The sequence below is a fragment of the Sulfitobacter sp. GN1-4 genome (assembly GCF_055693825.1).
This window is the reverse complement of record NZ_JBVFUQ010000003.1, coordinates 489476-511582: the sequence shown is the minus strand read 5'-3', so window position 1 is coordinate 511582 and position 22107 is coordinate 489476. Positions and strand designations below refer to the sequence as shown.

Below are 22107 nucleotides of genomic sequence, written 5' to 3'. Positions count from 1 at the left end.
GCTTGAGGTCAAGCAGGAAATCTATGCGGGGCCTGTGCTGTGAAACCGGCTATTCTGCGGCCAGGGGCACACGGCCCTGCCCGATGAGGGCAATCTCTTGGACCACGCCGCGCAAGACGCCGCGCACCTCATCAAAGACGCCGTTGGGGCGGATCAGCGTTTCATCCATATAAAGGGAGCGGTCAATCTCAACCTGCACCGCATGCTGGCCACGGCTGGGCCGGCCATACGCCTGAGTGATATAGGCACCGGCAAAAGGCGTGTTGCGGGTCACGATGAACCCCGCACTGGACAAAAGCCGCCTCAACCCGGTCCACCACATCGCCACTGGCCGCCGCGCCAAACCGGTCGCCCAGCACGATCTCAGGGCGTTTGCCGCCGCCACGCGCCACACCGTCCATCGCCTCATGCGGCATGGAGTGGCAATCAATCAACACCGCCTGGCCATGCCGGGTATGGGCTGCATCCAGCAGCATCTGCAACTTGGCATGATAAGGCCGCCAGACATAATCAATCCGCTCTTGCGCCTCGCTCCGGGTCAGCTTGCCGTCATAAATCGCGCGCCCATTTGCCACGACCCGTGGGATCACCCCAAGACCGGAGGCAATGCGCGGATTATGCGCGCTCCGCCGCACCCCTTCGATCAGGGCCGGGTCAAGCTCATCACAGGCGCGGTTCAAATCCACAAAGGCGCGCGGCGCGCGTGCTTTGATAAAGGCCGCCCCAAAGGAAGGCGCGCAGTCAAACAGCTGATCAACAAAAGCATCCTCAGACGACCGGATCGCATGTTCATCCAAAACCGACCGGCGCAGGAACGACCACGCATAGTTGCGCCCCGAATGAGGTGATGCGAAAACCACGCAAGACCGGGACCGTTCCGGCATCTCAACTTCGAAGGGGCGTGTTGTCATGTTGTTCCTTGTTCGCCTTATACATAGCCCAGAACGGGCATATGCCAAAACCCCCTTGATCGTCCCGTCGACTCCTTTTATAGCCCTGCCACCGGCGCGTCACTTCGCGCCCCATTTTTTTGGGGATGCAGGGTTCGTGTCGGCACGTGGGTGATTAGCTCAGCGGTAGAGCACTTCGTTGACATCGAAGGGGTCACTGGTTCGATCCCAGTATCGCCCACCACCGAATTCACCGGCCCAGCAGGGCCTGACCGTAACCGGCGCTGGTTCGCGCCACGAAATGGATGGAGATGGACATGAAAGTTCGCAATTCGCTCCGCTCGCTCAAGAACCGGCACCGGGATTGCCGCGTTGTGCGTCGCAAGGGCCGCGTTTACGTGATCAACAAAACGCAGCGCCGGTTCAAAGCCCGCCAGGGCTGAGCCACGGCACATGCCAACGATCTTTAAAAAGGCTGCCTTCGGGCGGCCTTTTTCATGTGTATCCCTCTGACAGGATTCCTTTGGCAAGGCATGAAGGCGCTCAGGGCCAAGCCCCTGGCCTACACGCCCGAGCCGCCCTATTCTGTACGCAGATCCAGAACATACCCCGATTTCTTCGCCAACCCCTCCACCTGAAAGGTCAGTGGATCCGCCACCACAATCCGCCGGGTGTCCGGCCCAAAAAGATCTGTTTCCCCCTGCCAGGCCGCCCCTGTGGAAAAGCTCAGATCAAAGCGGCCCGGTGGCACCAACACCCGGAAATGCACGCCCCCTTCGATAAAGGCCGCCAGCGCCGCGTCCCCGGTCTCAGCATCCCGCAGCGTCAGATAGTAGTCCTGGCCGGGATCGGTCATGACCTGCAATGGAAAGACCGCAGGCAAGCCGGTCTTGTTCCACATCAGCCCCGCGCGCTGCTCCTCCGCCTGCCCTGCCCCGGTCAAAACCATCAGCGCGGCTGCCACAATCGAGCGTATCTTTCGCATGTGCCCCTCCGACCTTTGCCTGTCTCCTGTGGTGGTTTACAAAATTGCCTGATCAAAATCCCGCCACTTTTGCCCTTTCGGCTGGAACTTGCTGGGCCAAGCTCTCATTTTAATCAGCACTGCTGTGGCGCACTGGTGCGGACAGCGCACAAAGGAAGATCCATGTCAGATACCTACACGCCCCCCGCCGTTTGGACCTGGGACGCAGAAAGCGGCGGCCGCTTTGCCAATATCAACCGCCCCATCGCCGGCCCCACATCGCAAAAAGACCTGCCCGTGGGCGAACACCCGCTGCAGCTTTATTCACTGGCCACCCCCAATGGCGTAAAAGTCACCGTGCTGCTGGAAGAGCTGCTGGCCGCCGGGCACAGCGGTGCCGAATACGACGCCTGGATCATCAACATCATGGAAGGCGATCAATTCACCTCCGGTTTTGTCGATGCCAACCCCAACTCGAAAATCCCCGCGATGGTGGACCGCTCAGGCGATGCGCCCCAGCGCGTGTTCGAATCTGCCTCCATCATGCTGCACCTGGCGGAAAAGTTTGGCGCCTTCCTGCCCACAGATCCCGCCCAACGCACCGAAGCAATGAGCTGGCTTTTCTGGCAAATGGGCAGCGCCCCCTACCTGGGCGGCGGCTTTGGCCACTTCTATGCCTATGCGCCCCATAAAGATGAATACGCCATCAATCGCTTCACCATGGAAACCAAGCGCCAGCTGGATGTGCTGGACCGGCACCTGGCGGAGAATGAGTGGATGGCAGGCACATATTCCATCGCCGATATGGCGATCTGGGCCTGGTACGGCCAATTGGTGCTGGGCCGCCTCTATGATGCGGCTGAATTCCTGGATGTGACGTCCTACAAAAACCTTATGGCCTGGGCCGAAAAGATCGACGCCCGCCCCGCCGTCACCCGCGGCCGCATGGTCAACCGCGCCTTCGGCGATGACCTGTCCCTGCAACTGCATGAACGTCACGACGCCTCAGATTTTGAGACCAAGACACAAGACAAGCTGCAAGCGGCCCAAGACGAAAGCTGACGCCGGTCAAGGATACAAACGCGCGGCACCTTGAGTGATTGAACGCAAAGGGTGCCGCGTGGGGACGTCTAAGATGAAGTTATATTGGAAAGATGAAGCACGGACCGTCCCGCTTCATCTTTCTTCTATAACTCAAAAACAACCCAAGCAGACGGCGCCACAAGATCGAAGGGCGCGCACCCGGTGCAAAGTGGATCTAGTCGTAGCTGCGCCGATCCTCGATCACCAAACCGTCTTTGGGCAGGCTGCCGGGGGCTGCGATCATGACCGCGCCTTTCAGCTTTAGCACCTCCGCCACTGTCCCGGCATAGGCCGACGCATCGGTGCCGGTGGTTTCCAGATGCACGGTCATGGCGTCTTGTTCATCTTCGCGGTCAACCACCACGCGGGCTTTGCTGACGTCACCGTGGCGCGCCACCAGGGCTGCGACCTGTTCGGGGCGCACAAACATGCCTTTGATCTTGGTGGTCTGGTCCGCCCGGCCCATCCAGCCTTTGATGCGGGTGTTGGTACGCCCGCAGGGGGAGGCACCTTCCATCACAGCAGACAGATCACCCGTGGCAAAGCGGATGAGGGGGTAGTCGGGGTTCAGAGCGGTGACAATCACCTCACCCACCTCACCGGGGGCCACGGGGATGCCGGTGCCGGGGGTGACAATCTCAACGATCACTCCCTCTTCCAGGATCATGCCTTCCATCGCGGCACTTTCGTAGGCGATGTTGCCCACATCCGCGGTGGCATAGCATTGCAGGCAGGATATGCCGCGGTCGATGTAGTATTGACGCAATGAGGGGAAAAGCGCGCCGCCGCCCACTGCCGCTTTGGAGATGTTGAGCGTCACGCCCATCTCATCGGCTTTTTCCAGGATCACTTTGAGGTAATCGGGCGTGCCCGCATAGGCCGTCGTGCCCACATCGCGTGCGGCGGTCACTTGCAGCTCGGTCTGGCCCACCCCTGCGGGCAGCACCTTGGCACCCACCGCGCGCGCGCCGCTTTCAAACATATGCCCCGCCGGGGTGAGGTGATAGCCAAAGCAGTTTTGCACAATGTCATCGCGCCCCAGCCCTGCGGCATTCAGGAACCGCCCCATGCGGAACCAATCGCGGCCCGCCCCACCGGGTTCATAAATCGGGCCTGGGGATTGGAACACATGGGTGATGTTTTTAACCTCAATCCCGCCGAAAGGCGGGCTGGCCTTTTGCCATTGCACCAGATCGGATTTGCGCAACACCGGTAGCTTGTGCAGATCGTCCAGGCCTGTCACGGCACCGGCTGCGTCTTGCCATTCCTCAGAGGCGACCGTGATCCCAGCCAGACGCTCTTTCAATGCAGCCGTTTGCGCGGCCAGCCGTGCGTCCATGCTGCGGGTTTCCAGATCGTCAAAATAGGTCTCGGGCATGGGGTCTCTCGTCTTAGGTATGTGGGGCCGGTGAGGTTAGGACAGCCACCTTTTGCGGCGGCGGTAGCTGCGCACATCGCGGAAGGATTTGCGCCCCTCATCCGACATGCCAAGGTAGAATTCCTTCACGTCCTGGTTTTCCCGCAGCTCAGCGGCGGGGCCGTCCATCACCACGCGACCTGATTCCAGGATATAGCCGTAGTGGGCAAAGCGCAGCGCCACATTGGTGTTCTGCTCTGCCAGCAAAAAGGTCACGCCTTCACGCTCATTGATCGTCTTCACGATCTCAAAAATCTGCTCCACCAGCTGCGGGGCCAGCCCCATGGAAGGCTCATCCAGCAAAATCGTCTCAGGCCGGGACATCAGCGCGCGACCCACCGCACACATCTGTTGCTCTCCGCCCGAGGTATAGCCCGCCTGGCTCTTGCGCCGCTCTTTGAGGCGCGGAAAATAGGTATAGACCATCTCAAGGTCTGCTTGGATCGCCGCCGCCCCATCGGTGCGGGTATAGGCACCGGTCAGCAGGTTTTCCTCAACGGTCAGATGTTCAAAACAGTGACGGCCTTCCATCACCTGAACCACGCCCCGTTTCACGGTATCCGCAGGATCTTCGTGCGCAATCTCTTCGCCACGGTATTTGATCGTGCCTTTTGTCACCTCGCCCCGTTCACTGGCCAGCAGACCAGAGATCGCTTTGAGCGTCGTGGTCTTGCCCGCGCCATTGCCGCCCAGCAAGGCGGTGATGCCCCCCTGAGGCACCTTCAGGCTCACGCCCTTCAACACCAGGATCACGTGGTTATAGATCACCTCGATGTTGCTGACTTCTAGCATCGTGGCTTGTTGGGTCTCTGTGCTGTCCAGCATCTTGGCCGTTCCCTCAACTCTTGGCGTGCCGGCGGCGGGACATCCCGCCGCCAGCCAGGTTCATCTTAGCACTGTGGCTCGATGTTGTTCTCTGCGGCATAAGCACCAGAGTCCGCCTCAATCAGCGCATTCACAACTTCCTGGTCGGAAGGCGCGTAATCAGAGATCAGCGTCCAGGTCTTGGCCGAGCCATCCCACTGCGCCACACCCACAAGGCCAGGGCCACCGTGGTTTTCGCAAGACACAGAAAACTCAGGACCAAAGTTTGGCAAACCTGCCGCGTCCATATTCGCCGCGGTGACTTCCAACGCTTCCATCGCATCGCGCATTTGACCAGAGGTGATATCACTCTGACCGGTCATCTCTTGCGCTTTCTTCACGGCTTCTGCCGCCAAGAATGCCGCGTAAAGGCCACGGTTATAAAGAACGGTACCAATCTGATCACCCGCGCCTGCGGCTTTGCCCGCATCAACAACATACTTCTGAATGTCGTCAAAGATCGGGTATTCGGTGCCCACGTTGTGGAACGCCAGCGCCTTGTAGCCTGTCGCGCCTTCGCCCGCTGGCAACACGTCGATCTCAGCACCAGACCACCAGACGCCCATGAAGTTCTCCATCGGGAAGCGGATGTTCACGGCTTCTTGCACGGCCACCTGGTTCATCACGCCCCAGCCCCAGAACAGAACATAGTCTGGACGGTCGCGGCGGATCTGCAGCCACTGGGATTTCTGTTCCTGACCCGGAAAGTCAATCGCCAGGGTGTTCAGCTCAAAGCCATGCTTTTCAGACAGCGCTTGCAGCGTTGGGATCGGCTCTTTGCCGTAGGCACCGTTGAAGTGCAGCAGCGTGATCTTTTTGCCTTCCAGCGATCCGCCTGCCTGCTCTTTGAAGTGGTTCACACCGGCAGAGGCACCATCCCAGTAGTTCACAGGATAGTTGAACACGTGGCTAAAGACGTTGCCGTTCTTGGCTGATGTCCGGCCATAGCCCATGGAGTGGATTGGAATATCATCTGCTGTCGCTTTGGGGATCAGCTGATAAGTGATGCCGGTGGACAGTGGTTGATACAGCAGCGCGCCTTCACCCTTGGTGGATTCGTAGCATTCCACACCCTTTTCGGTGTTATAGGCCGTTTCGCATTCGATCAGGCGAATGGCCTCACCGCCAATGCCACCGTCACGTTCGTTCAGCAGCGTGAAGTAATCGGCATAGCCATCCGCATAAGGAATACCGCCCGCCGCAAAGGGGCCGGTCCGGTAGCTTAGGGATGGGAACACAAGGTCCGCCATCACGGGGGCAGCCGCCATAATGGCTGCAAAAGTTGCAATTCCTAGTTTTTTCATCGGTATCTTCCTCCCTTGGATTTGTCCGACTTTTGTCAGAGCGGGGTTTGGCCCCACCTTATTTTCATGGCCGCCCGTCAGTGCGGGAAGGGCCACAATCTCAGTTTTTCCTTGGCCACACGCCACAGCTGCGCCAACCCATGCGGCTCCAGGATCAAGAACATGATGATCATCAGGCCGACAATCACCAGCTGCACATGCGCCACGATATCCGTGGGCCAGCCCAGCATATCAACGCCAACCACTTTCAGCGCCACAGGCAACAACACCAGAAACGCCGCCCCGGCAAAACAGCCAAAGATGCTGCCCAGGCCCCCGATGATGATCATAAAGAGCACGATGAACGACTTCTGGATGCCAAATGAATCGCCCGCCTCAGCCGCACCCAGATAGACCGCAAAGAACAAAGCACCCGACAGGCCTACAAAAAAGCTCGACACCGCAAAGGCCGTCAGCTTGGCCCGCAGCGGGTTCACCCCGATGATCTCAGCTGCAATGTCCATATCGCGGATCGCCATCCACTTGCGCCCCTGCGCGCCCCGCGTCAGGTTCCGCGCAATCACCGCACAGGCAATCGTAAAGAACAGACAGAAAAGATAGGTGGCCCAAGGCTCCGTATTGGGGCCTGTGATCAGCACACCAAACAAATCCCGCTCAGGCGCGTTGATCTGACCAGAGGCGGAGTAGTTATAGAACCACGATATCCGGTTAAAGAGCCAGACCAGAAAGAACTGCGCGGCCAGCGTGGCAACCGCCAGGTAAAACCCCTTGATCCGCAGCGACGGCAGACCAAACAGAACGCCCACCACAGCTGTGGTCACCGCCCCCATGATGATGGCGAAAAAGATGTTCAGCTCTGGCAATCGAAAGACCAGCTCGCCCCCCACCAGATGTCGACACCGGTCATGAACTTATAACACGAATAGGCCCCCACAGCCATGAACCCGCCGGTGCCCAAAGACACCTGACCGCAATAGCCCGTCAGGATATTCAACCCAATCGCCGCAATGGAATAGATCAGGAAAGGCAGCAGAATGGAGTTCGCCCAATAGTCATTGATAAACAGCGGCACGATGACAATGGCGATGAACAGCACGACATAATACCGATACCGGTCAAACCGGATCGGAAAGGTCTGCTGATCCTGCGCATAGGTGGTGCTGAAATCACCAGCTTCACGATAAAACATCTTTGTCTCCCTCAGCACATCTGATGATGTGCTCCCTGTTGGCGCGCATGACGCCCTCTAAGCCTTCGTTCATCCACTGCCCGGTCAATAGACCAGCGCCCGAAAGATATCGAAATCCGTGCTGTACCGGACATTCAGCATGACAAAGCCCGTGTCCAAATCCAGCCCCGACACCGAAAAGAAATAGAAGGTGCCTTGCGACTGCATGACAAAAAGCTCGCTTGCGAAGTTCTCACTGGGCCGCGACCGCTTGATCGCGGCACAGCCCTCAACCGGGCCCGGTATCGCTTTGCTGATGTCTGCCACCAACTCGTCCATGGCCTGAGGCGAAATGCCAAACCCCTCAAAGGCCGCAGCCGCATCGCCCTGGCTCAACGCCTCTTTCATCGTCTCGATGGCGGGCACCGGCGCGGGCTCTGCGATCGGCAAACATGCCGCTTGCGCGGCCCCTGCACCGGCCATGGCAACCCCAACGCTGAACAGGAGTGCTTTCATCTCAGCCCCGCTTCATCTTTCCAATACAACTTTCCGCGCTCTGCCCCGCACGGCACCGCTTGAGGGGTCCGGCACGCTGCCACATCCCAGCGCAGCCCCCGGTCACACCCTCTCAATGATCTTCTCCCCAAAGAGGCCCTGGGGCCGGAACACCAGGAACAAGAGCGCCAGCATATAGGCAAACCAGTTCTCCGTGGCGCCGCCCAGATAGGGGGCACCGATCAGGAATTCGAACAGCTTCTCACCCACACCAATGATCAGCCCGCCGACGATGGCCCCCGGGATTGAGGTAAAGCCACCCAGCATCAACACCGGCAATGCCTTCAGCGCGATCAGCGACAGGGAAAACTGCACGCCTGATTTCGCCCCCCACATGATGCCCGCCACGAGGGCGACAAAACCCGCCAGGGACCAAACCAGGATCCAGATAAAGTTGAGCGAGACACCGACGCTCAGCGCGGCCTGGTGGTCATCGGCCACCGCCCGCATCGCGCGGCCTTGTTTGGTGTATTGTGAAAACATCACCAGGCCCACCACCAGAACGATGGCAACAATCGCGGCGACAATATCCAGGTTGTCGATGAACAACCCATAGCCAAAGGCGTTGAAGGTCGTCTCATCAATCCACAGGTTCAAACCCTGCGGCAGACAGGTGCCCTCAGACGCGCAGACATTCAACGTCTTCAGCTCAGAGCCCCACATCAGGTCGGCCACGCCTTCCATGAAATAGGCCAGACCAATGGTCGCCATGAACAGGATGATCGGCTCTTGTCCCACCAGATGGCGGAACACAAACCGCTGCACCGCCCAGGCCAGAATGACCATCACCACCACCGTCAGCGCGATGGCGACAAAGCTGTGCACATGCCAGCCAAACTTGTGGATCTCAGTGCCCAAAATGGCGTTGATCAAATGGGAAAACGGCACCTGTCCGTTTTGAATGCCCACCAAAGTCATCGCCGCAAAAAGCGCCATGACGCCTTGGGCGTAATTGAAGATGCCCGAGGCTTTGTAGATCAGCACAAAGCCTAATGCGACCAGCGCATAAAGCACCCCGGCCATCAGGCCGTTCAGGATCACTTCGATGGTAAAAAGGAGCTGTTCAGGCATGCTCAAATCTCCTTGGATGCGGCAACGGCGGTGCACGCGCGGTGCACGGCCAGTGTACGCTGTGTGACTTTTAACGCTTTGGTCATCTCTTGCGGCCCATCAGTCATGTGCCACCCCCAAATAGGCGTCGATCACCGCTTGGTTGTTGCGAACCTCATCAGGTGTGCCGTCGCCAATCTTTTTGCCGTAATCCATCACAACCACCCGGTCGGACAGATCCATGACAACGCCCATGTCGTGCTCAATCAACGCAATCGTGGTGCCAAATTCATCGTTCACATCCAGGATAAAGCGGCTCATGTCCTCTTTTTCCTCGACGTTCATCCCCGCCATCGGCTCATCCAGCAGCAAAATGGAAGGCTCCGCCGCCAGGGCACGTGCCAGCTCTACCCGCTTTTTCAAACCATACGGCAAACGCGCCACCGGGGTTTTGCGGATGGCTTGAATTTCCAGGAAATCGATAATCTTTTCAGCGACTTCCCGGTTCTCAATCTCCTCGGCCTCGGCCTTGCCCCGCCAGAGCGATTGCGAAAAAAGCCCCGTCTTCATCTGGGTCAACCGTCCCGTCATGACGTTATCCAGCACCGACATGCCTTCAAACAAAGCGATGTTCTGAAAGGTGCGCGCAATGCCCTGTTGGGCCACCTGAAACGGCTTCATCTGCGGGCGCGGCGTGCCTTTGTACCACACCTCACCCTCCTGCGGGATATAGAAGCCTGAGATCACATTCAGCATCGATGACTTGCCCGCCCCATTGGGGCCGATAATCGCACGGATCTCGCCCTCGCGGATGTCAAACGAGATGTCCTTGATCGCTTCCACCCCGCCAAAGCGCAGGGTGATGTTCTTCATCTCCATCACGATGCCGCCGATGGTCCGGCCGTCCTCGGTGACATAGCTGCTATCGTCCAGCATATCGCCTAACCCCCTGTTGCCATGTCAAAAAACTTTTCTATCTGGGGCATCGGCCCCCGGCCAAAATCCGCCTCAACACTGCGCGGCAGCAGGTCGCAACCGCCCTTGGAGGTTTCCCAAATCGTGAAAAACGCCTCTGGCTTTTGCTCCCATGCCCGGTACTGAAATTTCATGTACATCGGACACCCAGCCGCCGTGCCATGCAGGGTTCTAGCGAGCGTTGTGATATGTTTGTTGCTTTCAAACGGCCACGCCTCGGGCTGGGTTTGATCGTCAAACCCGTTCGCCCGCCACCAGCGCCAATAGAAAACTTCGTCCGGGGCTTCGGCGTTTTCAAGAAACTGAAACTGCGCCAATGTCTGAACCTCGCAGGACGGTGACAGCCCGTCAGGCGTGCTTGATCCGCCCCTGATCCGGTAGGTGACACCCACATGCGGTTTGTCGGATGCCCAACGCTGACGCGTTTCTGCTACTTGGTAGTCAACCACCTCGTCACCGACATGCGTATAGCCCTGCGCATCAAAGGGCCGTGTCAGAGACACACTGTCATAACACCGCTGGATGGCCTCATACCAATGACGCATCAGGCTTTTGCCCTCAGCGATCTGGGCACTATCGTTTTTTGCAGCGACGGTCGTCGCGCCCAAACACAGAGCAATCGCAAGCCAGCGCGCTCCCATCATTCCGCGGCCAGCTTGTTTGTCTGCACCGGCATGACCTTGGCCGCGCGGATTTCCAAGGTTGCGCTGATCGCACCTTTGCGGCCGTCCTCATAGGTCACTTCGGTTTCCGTGGCGACCTGGGTTGAGCCGTCATAGAGCGCTGCGATCACGTCGTCGTATTTCTCTTCGATGATCCGGCGGCGCACTTTGCGCGTGCGGGTCAGCTCTCCGTCGTCTGCATCCAGCTCTTTGTGCAGCACAACAAAGCGGTGCACCTGACAGCCCGACAACATCGCGTCCTCAGCGACTGAGGCGTTCACCTCTTCAACATGCGATTGGATCGTGTCCATCACCTGGGGATGGCCCGCCAGCTCTTGGTAAGAGGCGTAGCCGATGTTGTTACGCTCGGCCCAGTTGCCCACGGCGGTCAGATCGATGTTGATAAAGGCGGTGCATTCTTCCCTGCCGTTGCCGAACACCACAGCTTCCAGAATGTTGGGGAAAAACTTGAGCTTATTCTCCACATACTTCGGCGCAAACAGTGATCCGCTGGCCATCTGGCCCACGTCCTTGGCACGGTCGATAATCCGCAAATGACCGGTGTTTTCCTCGATAAAGCCCGCGTCGCCGGTGGCGACCCAGCCTTCTGGATCTTTGGTATCGGCGGTGCTTTCGGGGTTTTTGTAGTATTCCACAAACACCCCCGGTGAGCGGTAGAACACCTCACCGTTTTCAGCGATCTTCAGCTCCACACCTGGGGACGGCACGCCGACCGTATCAGAGCGCACTTCGCCATCAGGCTGCGCGGTGATGAACACCGTGGCCTCGGTCTGGCCGTAGAGCTGTTTGAGATTGATGCCCAACGAGCGGTAGAAATCAAAGATCTCGGGGCCGATGGCCTCCCCCGCGGTATAGCCCACACGCACGCGGGAAAAGCCCAGCGTGTTTTTCAGAGGACCGTAGACGCAAAGCTCACCGATGTTGTATTTGATCCGGTCCCAGAGGCTGACGTTTTCGCCGTCCAAAATGGCGGGGCCGACTTTGCGCGCATGGGCCATGAAGGTGTCAAACAGACGTTTCTTGAACCGGCCCGAATCCTCCATGCGGATCATGACGTTGGTCAGCTGGGTTTCAAAACCCGGGGCGGCGCAAAGTAATAGGTCGGGCCGATTTCGCGCAAATCCACGTGCATCGTGTCCGCGCTTTCTGGGCAATTGGTGCAAAAGCCAGTCCAAAGCGCCTGGCCCACGGAAAAGATAAAATCACCCACCCAGGCCATCGGCAGATAGGCCAGGATGTCATCAGTCGACTTCAGATCGTCAAATTCGGATGAGGATTTGGCCGTCTCAATGATGTTGCGGTTGCTTAGCACCACGCCCTTGGGTTTGCCGGTGGTGCCAGAGGTATAAAGCATCACGCCTGTGCTGTCATAATCCAGCTTGGCCTGACGCGCGTCCAGTTCCGCCTTGAGCGTGTCCCGCTTGGCGCGCCCGTTCTCTTGAACGGTGCTATATTGTGTGAGGCTGGCATGGTCGTATTTTCGCAAACCGCGCGGATCGAGGTAGATCATCTGCTCAAAGTTCGGCAGCTGCTCGCGCACTTCGATGACTTTATCAACCTGCTCTTGATCGCCCGCGATGACAAAACGCGCGCCACAGTGGCCCAGCACATAGGCCATCTCTTCTGCGTTGGCGTCCTGATAAAGCGGCACAGGCACCGCACCACACATCTGTGCGGACATCATGGCCCAGTATAGTGTGGGCCGGTTTCGGCCGATAATGGCGACAAAATCGCCTTCGTTCAGGCCCATATCGAGAAGCCCAAGCGCAAGCGCCTCTACTTCATCGCGGGTCTGAGACCAGGTCCAGCTTTGCCAGATGCCATATTCTTTTTCACGGTAAGCTGGCGCATGCGCAAATTTCGTGGCGTTACGATGTAGTAGCGCCGGAACGGACTGCGGTCCGTCGGCGCGCGTCTCTGGCATAGCCAAGGTCATTCCTCCCATGTCTGCCATTAAGCGGCAGGTCGATCGTTTTTACGATTCTCACACAGACAGGGTCGCGGCTCAAAGCACAAAGGTCAACGGTTGGCACAAAATTTCTGAACAAATCGTCAATTAAGTTCCGAATAGTGGATTTTCCCCTAAAAACAAACCGCCGCCCTCAGGGGGCGGCGGGATGCGGGCGGCTTGCCCTTTTGTTTTCACGCAGATTTCAGGGCCTGAAACGAAAAGCCCGGGTCCGGGTCTACTCTGCGGCGAGTGCGGCACCTGCGGCTTCCACTTTGACGGCGCTGAACTTGAACTCAGGGATCTTGCCATAAGGGTCAATCGCCGGGTTGGTCAGAATGTTCGCGGCCGCCTCAACAAAGGCGAAGGGCAAGAACACCATGTCAGGCGACACCGCGCGGTCTTCGCGCGCCATGATGTCGATGGAGCCACGTTTGGTTGTCAGACGCACATATTCGCCCGGGGCCACGCCCAGTTTGCGCAGCGTTGAGGGGTGCAGCGAACAATTCGCCTCCGGCTCAACCGCGTCCAGCACGCTGGCACGGCGGGTCATAGAGCCGGTGTGCCAGTGTTCCAGCTGGCGGCCCGTTGTCAGAACCATCGGGTATTCCGCATCCGGCAGATCATCTGGCGGGATCACACTGGCGGGGGTAAAGCGCGCGCGGCCATCGGGACGCGGGAAGGCATCGCCGAACACAACGCTTTGACCAGGGTCTTCTGGGGAAAGTGACGGATAGGTGACCGCCCCTTTTTCCAACCGCTCCCAGGTGATGTTGTCCAGGCTGCGCATGTTCAACGCCATCTCAGCAAAGACTTCGCTTGGATGGGTGTAGGCCCAGTTCAGGCCACAGCGTTTGGCCAGCTCCACCTCAATCCACCAATCCTCACGTGCCTCACCGGGCGGGGTGACGGCAGGGCGCAGCATCTGCACCGTGCGGTTGGTATTCGATACCGTGCCGCTTTTTTCATAAAGCGCAGAGGCCGGCAGGATCACATCGGCGTAGTTGGCCGTTTCAGTGATGAAGATGTCCTGGACCACCAGATGATCCAGCTTGGCCAGCGCATCGCGGGCGTGTTCCACATCCGGGTCGGACATCGCGGGGTTTTCGCCCAGGACGTACATCGCCTTGATCTGATCGTCATGGACCGCGTCCATAATCTCGGTCACGGTCAGACCCTTTTCATTGCTGAAATCACCCGACTGCCAGACGTCCGTAAAGGCAGAGCGCACGCCGTCATCGGTGACGGTCTGATAATCCGGCAGGAACATCGGGATGAGGCCCGCGTCAGAGGCGCCTTGCACGTTGTTCTGACCACGCAGCGGGTGCAGCCCGGTGCCAGGGCGGCCCACATGGCCACACATCAGCGCCAGAGAGATCAGGCAGCGCGAGTTGTCAGTGCCGTGGATGTGCTGGCTGACGCCCATGCCCCAAAAGATCATGCCCGCTTTGGCGGTAGCAAAATCACGGGCCACAGCGCGCAGCGTTTCCGCGGGAATGCCGCAAAGCGCTTCCATCTTCTCTGGCGGGAACTGGGCCAGGTGCGCTTTTTCAGCTTCCCAGTTTTCGGTGTAGCCTTCGATGTATTGCTGGTCATAGAGTTCCTCTTCCACGATCACATGCATGATCGCGTTCAGCATCGACACATCCGCGCCCGGCTTGAACTGCAGCATATGGGTGGCAAAGCGCTTGAGCCCCTGGTTGCGGGGGTCCATCACAATCAGCTTGCCGCCGCGCTTGGTGAATTGTTTGAAATAGGTCGCCGCCACGGGGTGGTTTTCCAGCGGGTTGGCCCCGATGATGATCGCTACATCGGCGTTCTCAATCTCATTGAAGGTCGCCGTCACAGCGCCCGAGCCCACGTTTTCAATCAAAGCGGAGACCGAAGAGGCGTGGCACAGCCGCGTGCAGTGGTCCACGTTGTTATGGCCAAAGCCCTGGCGGATGAATTTCTGGAACAGATAGGCTTCTTCGTTGGTGCATTTGGCAGAGCCGAAACCCGCAACCTCACGCCCCCGGCCTTTCAGGCCCTTGGCAGCGAAATCCAGCGCCTCATCCCAGCTGGCTTCGCGGAAATGCGTCTGCCAGTTTTCGGGATCAACGTTCAGCCCCTTGGCGGGCGCATCCTCGCGCCGGATCAGCGGTTTGGTCAGGCGGTGGGGGTGGTGAATGTAGTCATAGCCAAAGCGGCCTTTGACACAAAGACGTCCCTCATTGGCGGGGCCATTGATGCCTTCCACGTATTTGACCGCGCCATCCTTGACCTTGATCGAGATCTGGCAGCCCACACCGCAGAAGGCGCAGACGCTTTGGACTTCTTCATCGTAATCCGCCAGGTCACCGACCTGGTTTTCGTCGACCATCGTCGATGGCATCAGCGCGCCTGTTGGGCAGGCCTGTACACATTCGCCGCAGGCCACACAGGTGCTGTCGCCCATCGGGTCGGCCATATCGAAGGTGGGATAGCTGTCGTGGCCCCGGCCCGACATGCCGATCACGTCGTTCACCTGCACTTCGCGGCAGGCGCGCACGCACAGGCCGCAGGAAATACAGGCATCCAGGTTCACGCTCATCGCGACATGGCTGTCGTCCAGCAGGGGAATGCGGTCTTTCTCCAGCTTGGGGAACCGGCTTTCCGTCACTTCGTTCATTTCAACCATGTCATAGAGGTGGCTGGATTTGTCATGCGCCACGTCTTGCTCTGGCTGATCCGCCATCAACAGCTCAACCACCATCTTGCGGGCGTTTTCGGCGCGGGCGTTGTTGGTCGTGACCACCATGCCTTCGGCAGGTTCCCGGATGCAGGAAGCGGCCAGCGTGCGCTCACCCTCAATCTCAACCATGCAGGCGCGGCAGTTGCCGTCAGGGCGATACCCGGGAGCCGGTTTGTGACACAGATGTGGAATTTTGAGACCACGGCCATTGGCCACTTCCCAAATCGTGAGACCCTTCTCCGCCTCAACGATGTCTCCGTCGAGCGTGAATGTGATCTTGTCGGACATGGCTAAACTCCCTACTGGCTCGGCATTTTATAGCGATTCCAAAGCCAAGGAAGGAGTCCCAATCCCGACACCCCACCCCGGTTTTACGCCAAGCCGCGTTTCCGATAGGAGACGTCTTTCCCCCAACTCATGCCTGAACTATGTCTTGGGCCGAGCAACATAGGCAGGCAACATGTCCCATATTACCCTTATCCGGCACGGTCAGGCGAACTCAGCCGCGAAGGATGAAGTGAGCTATGACAGGCTTAGCCCACTTGGTCACAGCCAGGCGGGATGGCTGGGCGCACATCTGCGCGACAGCAATGATTATCACAACCGGCTTTTTACCGGCACGCTGAACCGGCATATTGAGACCGCCCAAGGCATGGCCACCGGGTTGGAGCCTGTGCGGGACGCGCGGCTGAATGAGCTGGAATATTTCACAATGTCCAACCTGCTGGAAGAACAGCACGGCATCCCCTTTCCCGTTGAGCAAAGCGCGTTCAGCACCCATTGTCCGGTGCTGTTTACCCACTGGCGGGAAGGCAAAATCGAAGGCGCGCCCGAAACCTGGGAGGCTTTTCATACGCGGATCTCAGATGCGTTGTCAGACATCCTTGCCGGGGATGGCCCGGCATTGGTTGTGACCTCAGGCGGGGTAATCGCGATGGCGATGGCGCAGGCCCTGCATCTGGACATACCGGCCCAGGCCCGTCTGGCCATAGCGATCTTGCAGACCTCGATGCACCGTCTGTTTCCAGTGGGCGGCCATCTGTCGCCCGTTCTGTTCAACGCCGTTCCGCATCTTGATCGTACCGATCGGCGGCATGCGCTGACCCATATCTAAAGGGGATAAGACGATGAAACTCTACTACAGCAAAGGCACAGTCGCCGTCGTGCCCGCGATCACGCTGGAAGAGGCCGGGCTGGCCTATGAACCCGTCGCGGTTAATTTCGCAGGGGGCGAGCAGACCAAGCCGGAATACCTAAAGCTGAACCCCAAGGGCCGCGTGCCTGCCCTGGTGCTTGAGGATGGCAGCGTTTTGACCGAAGCGGGGGCGCTTTTGGATTACATAGCCGCCCTGGCCCCGCAGGCGGGGTTGATCCCGGCCAAGCCGGAGGAGGCCGCGCACATGCGGTCGGTGATGTATTACCTCGCCTCAACCATGCATGTCGCTCATGCGCATAAGATGCGCGGCACCCGGTGGGCCAATGCGCAATCCAGCCTTGAAGACATGGCCGCCAAAGTGCCTGAAACCATGTCAGCCTGCGCCGCATTTGTTGAAACAGACTGCCTGCGCGGCGACTTTGTTCTGGGCGACAGCTTTAGCCTGGCGGATCCCTATCTGTTCGTCGTCTGCAATTGGTTGGAAGGGGACGGCGTCACCGTGGCCAATTACCCCAAGATCACTGCATTTCTGGACCGTATGCGCGCCCGCGACAGTGTTCAGACCGTCATTGCCAAGGGGATTCTGTAGCCAGCCCCCGCAGGGGCGGCACCGCAGGGTGCCGTCCTTAGCTAAAGATCCGGTAATACAGCCAGTCGGGCAAAAACTGGCTGAGCCGGAACACCATCGAGAAGGCAAAAGGAAAGCTCTTTTTGAACTTGTCGGTGTTCATATGCTCAAACATCACCTGGGCTGCTGCCTCAGGTTCCATGATGAAGGGCATGGCAAAGTCGTTCTTGTCGGTCAGCTGCGTGCGGATAAAGCCCGGATTGACCACCTGAACCTGCACACCGGTTTTGCGCAGATCAGCATACATGCATTCAGCCAGTGACATCGTGCCCGCCTTGGACGCGGTATAGCCGATGGAGCCGGGCAGCCCGCGAAACCCGGTGAGCGATGAGGTGATGACGATGTGCCCCGCATCCCGCGCCACCATCGCAGGCACCACCTGGCCCAGAGTGCGCATCATGCCGGTAAAGTTGATGTCGGCCATCATATTGGCCTGATCCGCATCCCAGTCTTTCGCCCCAAAGGGCCAATAGACCCCGGCAAGAAACACCATACCGTCCACCTCGCCCACCGCCTGGGCGGCGGCCTTGACGCTGTCGTTGTCGGAGACGTCAATGGTCTGGTAGCTGGCCTTGCCCGGCAGGGCGTCCACCACGGCCCGCAGCTTGTCCTCTGACCGGGCAGAGACGATCACTTCGGCACCCGCGCGGCTCAGCTTATCAGCCAGGGCCGCGCCCAGGCCGTCACTGGCCCCGATCAGCCAATATCTTTTACCTGCCCAGGTTTTCATGATGCGGTGACGGGCCTGATGGTGGCGATCCAGCTCAGCCACCTTGATGCCGAATTTGCGGAACTGGCTGCGGTTCATGATCGTCCCATCGGGGGTAAGGTACATCCAGTCCACACAGGACAATACATGCCCGCCCGACGCCTCTGGCAGCTGGATCGGATACCGCATCTGCACCGCACCGCCACTGACCGCCCCGTGCCCCAGACCGGGCACATCATCGGCGCGCATTTCAAACGCGCCGCCGCTTTTCAGGGTCAGCCGCCACTGCCGCACCTGCGTGGAGCCATCGTTATAGCGAAACACCTCATCCATCACGCCACTGTTTTCGGTCCAGGAGATGTTGAAATCCGCCGCAAAGGTGCTGGTGACGCGGCCCATCGGGCCATAGATCACGCCTTCGCAGATCATCTTGCCATTCAGATGGGACTTAATGTCGATGACAGGAAATCCGTCTTCGTAATCCTCAGGCGTCTGGCCGTAGAACGCTGCATAACGGCGGCGCAAAACCACAGCGCCAAGCGTTATCAGCACGCCGAGTAGCACAAAAAAGAGCTCGTCCATTATGCCTCCTCTAGGCCCTTGGTGCTGGCAAGCAGCGCAATTGAGATCAGCTTGAGCACGCAAGGCACCCCTGCATAAAGAATGACCAGCAGACGCACAGCGCCTTCTGGATTGGTGTCTGCGCCGGTCTGCAAACCGGCGCGTTCAAGCATTGGAAGTAGGGCAACCGCCGCCAAAGCCAATGTGAACTTGGAGACAAATGACCACAAACCGAAGCCTTCGGCGGCAGAAGGTGAAATTTTTGCCATCCGGCTGGCAAAAAGCGCAGGCAAAAGCGTGAGATCAGCGCCAAGAACCGCGCCCGAGGCAAGGCAGACCACCGCAAAAAGCACCGCATCCCCCGGCCCCAAAAACAGCGCGCCGCCAAAGGCCGCGATGCCCAACGCCATCGCTGACAACAGCACCGGTTTGCTGCCAAACCGCTCGGCCAGCATGCCCCAGAATGGTGCAGCGGCTGCGGCAGAGAGGAAGAACAACAGCAACAGCGGCCCTTCCCAGCCCGGGGCCTGCAAGGCAATTTCAACATAGAACAGGAACAAGGTGGAACTGACCGCGACGGGGGCCGCGTTGACCAAAGCGATCAGCAGCAAACGGCGCGCCAATGGATCGCCCAGAACCGTGCCGAACCCGGTGCTGGGCGGCAGACCGGCATCGCGCCACTCAGGCCGCATGGCAAGCACCGCAGCGAAGGCCAGCACTGCAAAACCCACTGCAAATCCAGCAAAAGGCGCGCCCATCACAGCGCCCAACACCGCCGGGGCCACAGAGGCCACGCAGACCCCCAAAAGCGCGCCCGTTTCACGCCAGCGCGCCAAAGCCAGGTGGCCCGATCCGGCCAGACCGGCCGCTTTGGCCACCCCTTGGGCGTAAAAGCAGATGGTCAGAAAGCTAAAGGCGGAAAACACCAGGGTCAGCATCAGGCCAAACCACAGCAGCGGGCTAACAGGCGGCGTGACCGCAAAAAGCCCCACCATCGCAACCGCCATGACAGCAGCACCCAAAGCCACAGCAACACCGCGCCGGTCGCGCAGTTTTTCCGACAACCGGCCAAGCAACGGATCTTGCACCACATCCAGCAGTCGCAAGCCAAAGAGCACGGTGCCCAAAGCCGCCAGCGAAACTGCGTATTCATCCACATAGAACTTTGGCGCGTGAATATAGATCGGCAGCCCCGCCGCCGAAAGCAGTGCCGCAAACAGCGCATAAGCCGGGAGCCGCTGTGCCCCCGGTGCCATCAGCGTGACACCTCTTGCGTCGGTGGCTCGGGCCGCGCGCGAAAGGCCGCCCCTTTCCACCACAGCTTGAGCGCCTGCCAGTGGATCAGCGCCAACACCCGCCGCGCGCCCAGGGGCCGCCGCACCATCGCACGCAGGATGCTGGCATTGCTCAGCCGCTTGCGTTTGCCGGTCAGCGTCGCGATCAAACCGCCGTTGCCTGCCGAATAGTCAATCCAAACGCCAACCCGATCTTTTGTGATGTCAAAGCGAAAGGTATAAGACCCTTCGATTTTCTGAAACGGTGAGACGTGGAAGATCTTTTGCGCGCTCAGATGGTCCTGAGGCGTGATGGCCCGCAGATCCGCATGGTGGCAAAGATAGCAATGCCGGTCGCCATAGGTGTTCGTCACCTCGGCTATCACGACGATCAGCGCCCCCTGCGCATCCCGGCACAGCCAAAAGCTGACCGGGTTAAAGACATGGCCCAACACCCGTGGCTGCGCCAAAAGCTCAATCGTTTGAACCCCATCCAATCCGTATTCGCCCAAGACCTCACGCACCCAAACAGCGCCGCGCCCGTTTTTCGGGGCACCGCCGTGGTCGCTGTCCAATAGGGCGGTAACCCCAGCCCGGTTACGCCCAAACAAAAAGGGGTTTTCAGCGGGGCCTCAGCATCACAAAGCACATAGTCGATGGAGTAGCGAAAGGCGTTTTCCACCGCACCTTTGCGTCCATGAAAGGTCTGCCCAGCGATATGATCGACGGTTTGCATCACTCAGCAGCGATGGGCATCGCGGGCGCGCCCTGGATGGCATCCACCACCGTCATCGCGCTGGCCAGCCCATCCTCATGGAACCCATGCCGCATCCACGCGCCGCAGAACCAGGTGTTGCGCGTCCCGTTATAGGCGGCCACCTCTTTCTGGGCCGCCAGCGCCGCCAGATCATAGACCGGATGGCGCAGGGTCACCTGATCATAGATCAGCTCTTCGCGGATTGTCCGTTTGGTGTTGAGCGTCACAAAATGCAGATCATCCATCGGAATGGGCTGCAGCGAGTTCATCCAATAGGTCAGATCAATCCGGTCATTCTGCGCATTGCGGTCTTCGGTATAGACCCATGAGGCCCAGGTCTTACGCCGCTTGGGCATGATCGCGGTGTCTGCATGCAAGGTGATGTCATTGGGCTGATACTTGATCGCGCCCAGCGCCTTTTTCTCAGCCGCATCCGCATCTGTCAGCATCGCCAGTGAATCGTCTGAATGGGTGGCAAAGACCACCTCATCAAAGAATTCCCACTCCCCGCTCCAGGCCTTAACCTCAACCCCCAGGCCCGTGCGCCGCACGCCCTGCACCGCCGCGTTCAGCCGCACATCTACGCCCTTGCCCAGCATCGCCGCCTCCAGGCGGCTGACATAGGCCTGCGAGCCGCCCTTGACGGTGTACCACTGATGCTGGCCGGTATAGTTCAGCAGGGCATGGTTTTCAAAAAAGCTCATCATCGCATGGGCTGGGAAATCCATGATCTTTTCGGTTGGCGTTGACCAGATCGCCCCAGACAGCGGCGACAGATAATAATCCCGAAAATAGCGTCCGGTGCCGAGACGTTTCAGGAAATCCCCGATCGTCATGTCCGTGCCCTTGGCCAGGCGCAGCGCGTTTTTGTTAAAGTGGAAAATGTCCCGCAGCATCCGCACAAACCGGGGGTTCAACGCATTCTTGCGCTGCGCAAAAAACGCATCCGCCCCGTGCAGCGCATATTCCAAACGCCCCCCGTCAATGGAGGCCCCAAAGCTCATGTTGGATTTCACCACCGGCACGTCCAATTCCGCAAAAAGCGCGGCCAGATGCGGGTAGTTGGCATAGTTGAACACGATGAACCCGGTATCGACCGGTTGATCGCCATGCTTGCCCGCCACAATCGTGCGCGCATGTCCCCCCAACCGGTGGCCTGCTTCAAACAAGGTCACCGCATGGGTATCCGCCAGTCGATGTGCGGCCCCCATTCCAGAGATGCCCGCGCCAATGACGGCAACTCTGCGCCGTCCCGCATCAGATATCGGGGCGTTGTGGGGTGTTTCAAAAGGCATGGGGTCTTCCTGTGTCTTACTCTTGGGGGTGGATGTAATACGCGCCAACCTTAGGGCCAGATTAAAAAAACTTTTGCTCCTACCTGATCCAAAGTGCTGCTTGTCGCGTAATC

16 protein-coding genes, 1 tRNA gene and 6 pseudogenes are annotated in these 22107 nt (G+C 59.0%); 5 read left to right on the top strand and 18 right to left on the bottom strand.

Features of this window, described 5'->3' with window-relative positions; all coding sequences use genetic code 11:
* Nucleotides 1–49: 49 nt before the first annotated feature.
* Nucleotides 50–911 (bottom strand): annotated as a pseudogene (locus ACZ1HM_RS03090) (N-formylglutamate amidohydrolase).
* Nucleotides 912–1059: 148 nt separating this feature from the next.
* Between ACZ1HM_RS03090 and ACZ1HM_RS03085 the strand changes: the two are divergent.
* Both ACZ1HM_RS03085 and ykgO read left to right on the top strand, forming a co-directional pair.
* Nucleotides 1060–1134: transfer RNA gene (locus tag ACZ1HM_RS03085), tRNA-Val, on the top strand.
* A 73-nt stretch (nucleotides 1135–1207) separates the two neighbouring features.
* A complete protein-coding gene (gene ykgO / locus ACZ1HM_RS03080; protein ID WP_005850168.1) occupies nucleotides 1208–1333 on the top strand; it encodes a type B 50S ribosomal protein L36 in 126 nt (41 codons plus the stop codon).
* A 137-nt stretch (nucleotides 1334–1470) separates the two neighbouring features.
* On the opposite strand, the gene ACZ1HM_RS03075 is transcribed toward ykgO, so the two are convergent.
* Nucleotides 1471–1875: a hypothetical protein gene (locus ACZ1HM_RS03075; protein WP_472741146.1), complete on the bottom strand. Its 405-nt coding sequence runs from the start codon at nucleotides 1873–1875 to the stop codon at nucleotides 1471–1473.
* Between the two features lie 162 nt (nucleotides 1876–2037).
* Between ACZ1HM_RS03075 and yghU the strand changes: the two genes are divergently transcribed.
* The gene (yghU, locus tag ACZ1HM_RS03070) at nucleotides 2038–2916 is read left to right on the top strand and encodes a glutathione-dependent disulfide-bond oxidoreductase (protein ID WP_472741145.1); all 879 of its coding nucleotides are present in this window, start codon (nucleotides 2038–2040) and stop codon (nucleotides 2914–2916) included.
* A 196-nt stretch (nucleotides 2917–3112) separates the two neighbouring features.
* Here the strand turns inward: yghU and ACZ1HM_RS03065 are convergent, their stop codons facing one another.
* From ACZ1HM_RS03065 to fdhF, 11 genes and pseudogenes are all read right to left on the bottom strand, one after another.
* Nucleotides 3113–4315 carry a phenylacetate--CoA ligase family protein gene (locus ACZ1HM_RS03065; protein WP_472741144.1) on the bottom strand — a complete coding sequence of 401 codons (1203 nt, stop codon included), beginning with the start codon at nucleotides 4313–4315 and terminating at the stop codon, nucleotides 3113–3115.
* Nucleotides 4316–4351: 36 nt separating this feature from the next.
* Entirely contained in the window at nucleotides 4352–5179 is an 828-nt protein-coding gene (locus ACZ1HM_RS03060; RefSeq protein WP_472741143.1) for an ABC transporter ATP-binding protein, read from the bottom strand.
* A 65-nt stretch (nucleotides 5180–5244) separates the two neighbouring features.
* Complete coding sequence (locus ACZ1HM_RS03055) at nucleotides 5245–6522, bottom strand: ABC transporter substrate-binding protein (protein ID WP_472741142.1); 1278 nt, start codon at nucleotides 6520–6522, stop codon at nucleotides 5245–5247.
* Nucleotides 6523–6599: 77 nt separating this feature from the next.
* Nucleotides 6600–7337: pseudogene (locus tag ACZ1HM_RS03050) on the bottom strand (branched-chain amino acid ABC transporter permease); the annotation flags it as partial.
* A gap of 86 nt (nucleotides 7338–7423) precedes the next feature.
* Nucleotides 7424–7711 (bottom strand): annotated as a pseudogene (locus tag ACZ1HM_RS03045) (ABC transporter permease subunit); the annotation flags it as partial.
* Nucleotides 7712–7795: 84 nt separating this feature from the next.
* Complete coding sequence (locus ACZ1HM_RS03040) at nucleotides 7796–8206, bottom strand: hypothetical protein (RefSeq protein WP_472741141.1); 411 nt, start codon at nucleotides 8204–8206, stop codon at nucleotides 7796–7798.
* Nucleotides 8207–8308: 102 nt separating this feature from the next.
* Nucleotides 8309–9316, bottom strand: coding sequence for a branched-chain amino acid ABC transporter permease (locus tag ACZ1HM_RS03035; protein ID WP_472741140.1), 1008 nt, complete (start codon nucleotides 9314–9316; stop codon nucleotides 8309–8311).
* Between the two features lie 99 nt (nucleotides 9317–9415).
* Nucleotides 9416–10231, bottom strand: coding sequence for an ABC transporter ATP-binding protein (locus tag ACZ1HM_RS03030; protein ID WP_472741139.1), 816 nt, complete (start codon nucleotides 10229–10231; stop codon nucleotides 9416–9418).
* A gap of 5 nt (nucleotides 10232–10236) precedes the next feature.
* A complete protein-coding gene (locus tag ACZ1HM_RS03025) occupies nucleotides 10237–10914 on the bottom strand; it encodes a hypothetical protein (protein ID WP_472741138.1) in 678 nt (225 codons plus the stop codon).
* A pseudogene (locus ACZ1HM_RS03020) lies at nucleotides 10911–12889 on the bottom strand (AMP-binding protein). The gene ACZ1HM_RS03025 and the pseudogene ACZ1HM_RS03020 overlap by 4 nt, the downstream one beginning before the upstream one ends.
* Nucleotides 12890–13139: 250 nt before the next feature.
* Entirely contained in the window at nucleotides 13140–15902 is a 2763-nt protein-coding gene (gene fdhF, locus ACZ1HM_RS03015) for a formate dehydrogenase subunit alpha (protein ID WP_472741137.1), read from the bottom strand.
* Between the two features lie 172 nt (nucleotides 15903–16074).
* On the opposite strand from fdhF, the gene ACZ1HM_RS03010 reads away from it, so the two are divergent.
* Nucleotides 16075–16728, top strand: a complete 654-nt coding sequence (locus ACZ1HM_RS03010; RefSeq protein ID WP_472741136.1) for a histidine phosphatase family protein — start codon at nucleotides 16075–16077, stop codon at nucleotides 16726–16728.
* 13 nt (nucleotides 16729–16741) lie between these two features.
* The gene (locus ACZ1HM_RS03005; protein ID WP_472741135.1) at nucleotides 16742–17359 is read left to right on the top strand and encodes a glutathione S-transferase family protein; all 618 of its coding nucleotides are present in this window, start codon (nucleotides 16742–16744) and stop codon (nucleotides 17357–17359) included.
* Nucleotides 17360–17396: 37 nt separating this feature from the next.
* On the opposite strand, the gene ACZ1HM_RS03000 is transcribed toward ACZ1HM_RS03005, so the two are convergent.
* The 5 genes and pseudogenes from ACZ1HM_RS03000 to ACZ1HM_RS02980 form a co-directional block, all read right to left on the bottom strand.
* Nucleotides 17397–18128 carry an SDR family NAD(P)-dependent oxidoreductase gene (locus ACZ1HM_RS03000; protein ID WP_472744556.1) on the bottom strand — a complete coding sequence of 244 codons (732 nt, stop codon included), beginning with the start codon at nucleotides 18126–18128 and terminating at the stop codon, nucleotides 17397–17399.
* A 90-nt stretch (nucleotides 18129–18218) separates the two neighbouring features.
* Nucleotides 18219–18689, bottom strand: a pseudogene (locus ACZ1HM_RS02995) (DUF3833 family protein); the annotation flags it as partial.
* Nucleotides 18689–19924, bottom strand: coding sequence for an MFS transporter (locus ACZ1HM_RS02990; protein ID WP_472741134.1), 1236 nt, complete (start codon nucleotides 19922–19924; stop codon nucleotides 18689–18691). The pseudogene ACZ1HM_RS02995 and the gene ACZ1HM_RS02990, both read right to left, overlap by 1 nt.
* Nucleotides 19924–20678 (bottom strand): annotated as a pseudogene (locus tag ACZ1HM_RS02985) (DUF1365 domain-containing protein). The gene ACZ1HM_RS02990 and the pseudogene ACZ1HM_RS02985 overlap by 1 nt, the downstream one beginning before the upstream one ends.
* A complete protein-coding gene (locus ACZ1HM_RS02980) occupies nucleotides 20678–21994 on the bottom strand; it encodes an NAD(P)/FAD-dependent oxidoreductase (RefSeq protein WP_472741133.1) in 1317 nt (438 codons plus the stop codon). Before ACZ1HM_RS02980 ends, ACZ1HM_RS02985 begins: the two are co-directional and overlap by 1 nt.
* Between the last annotated feature and the right edge of the window lie 113 nt (nucleotides 21995–22107).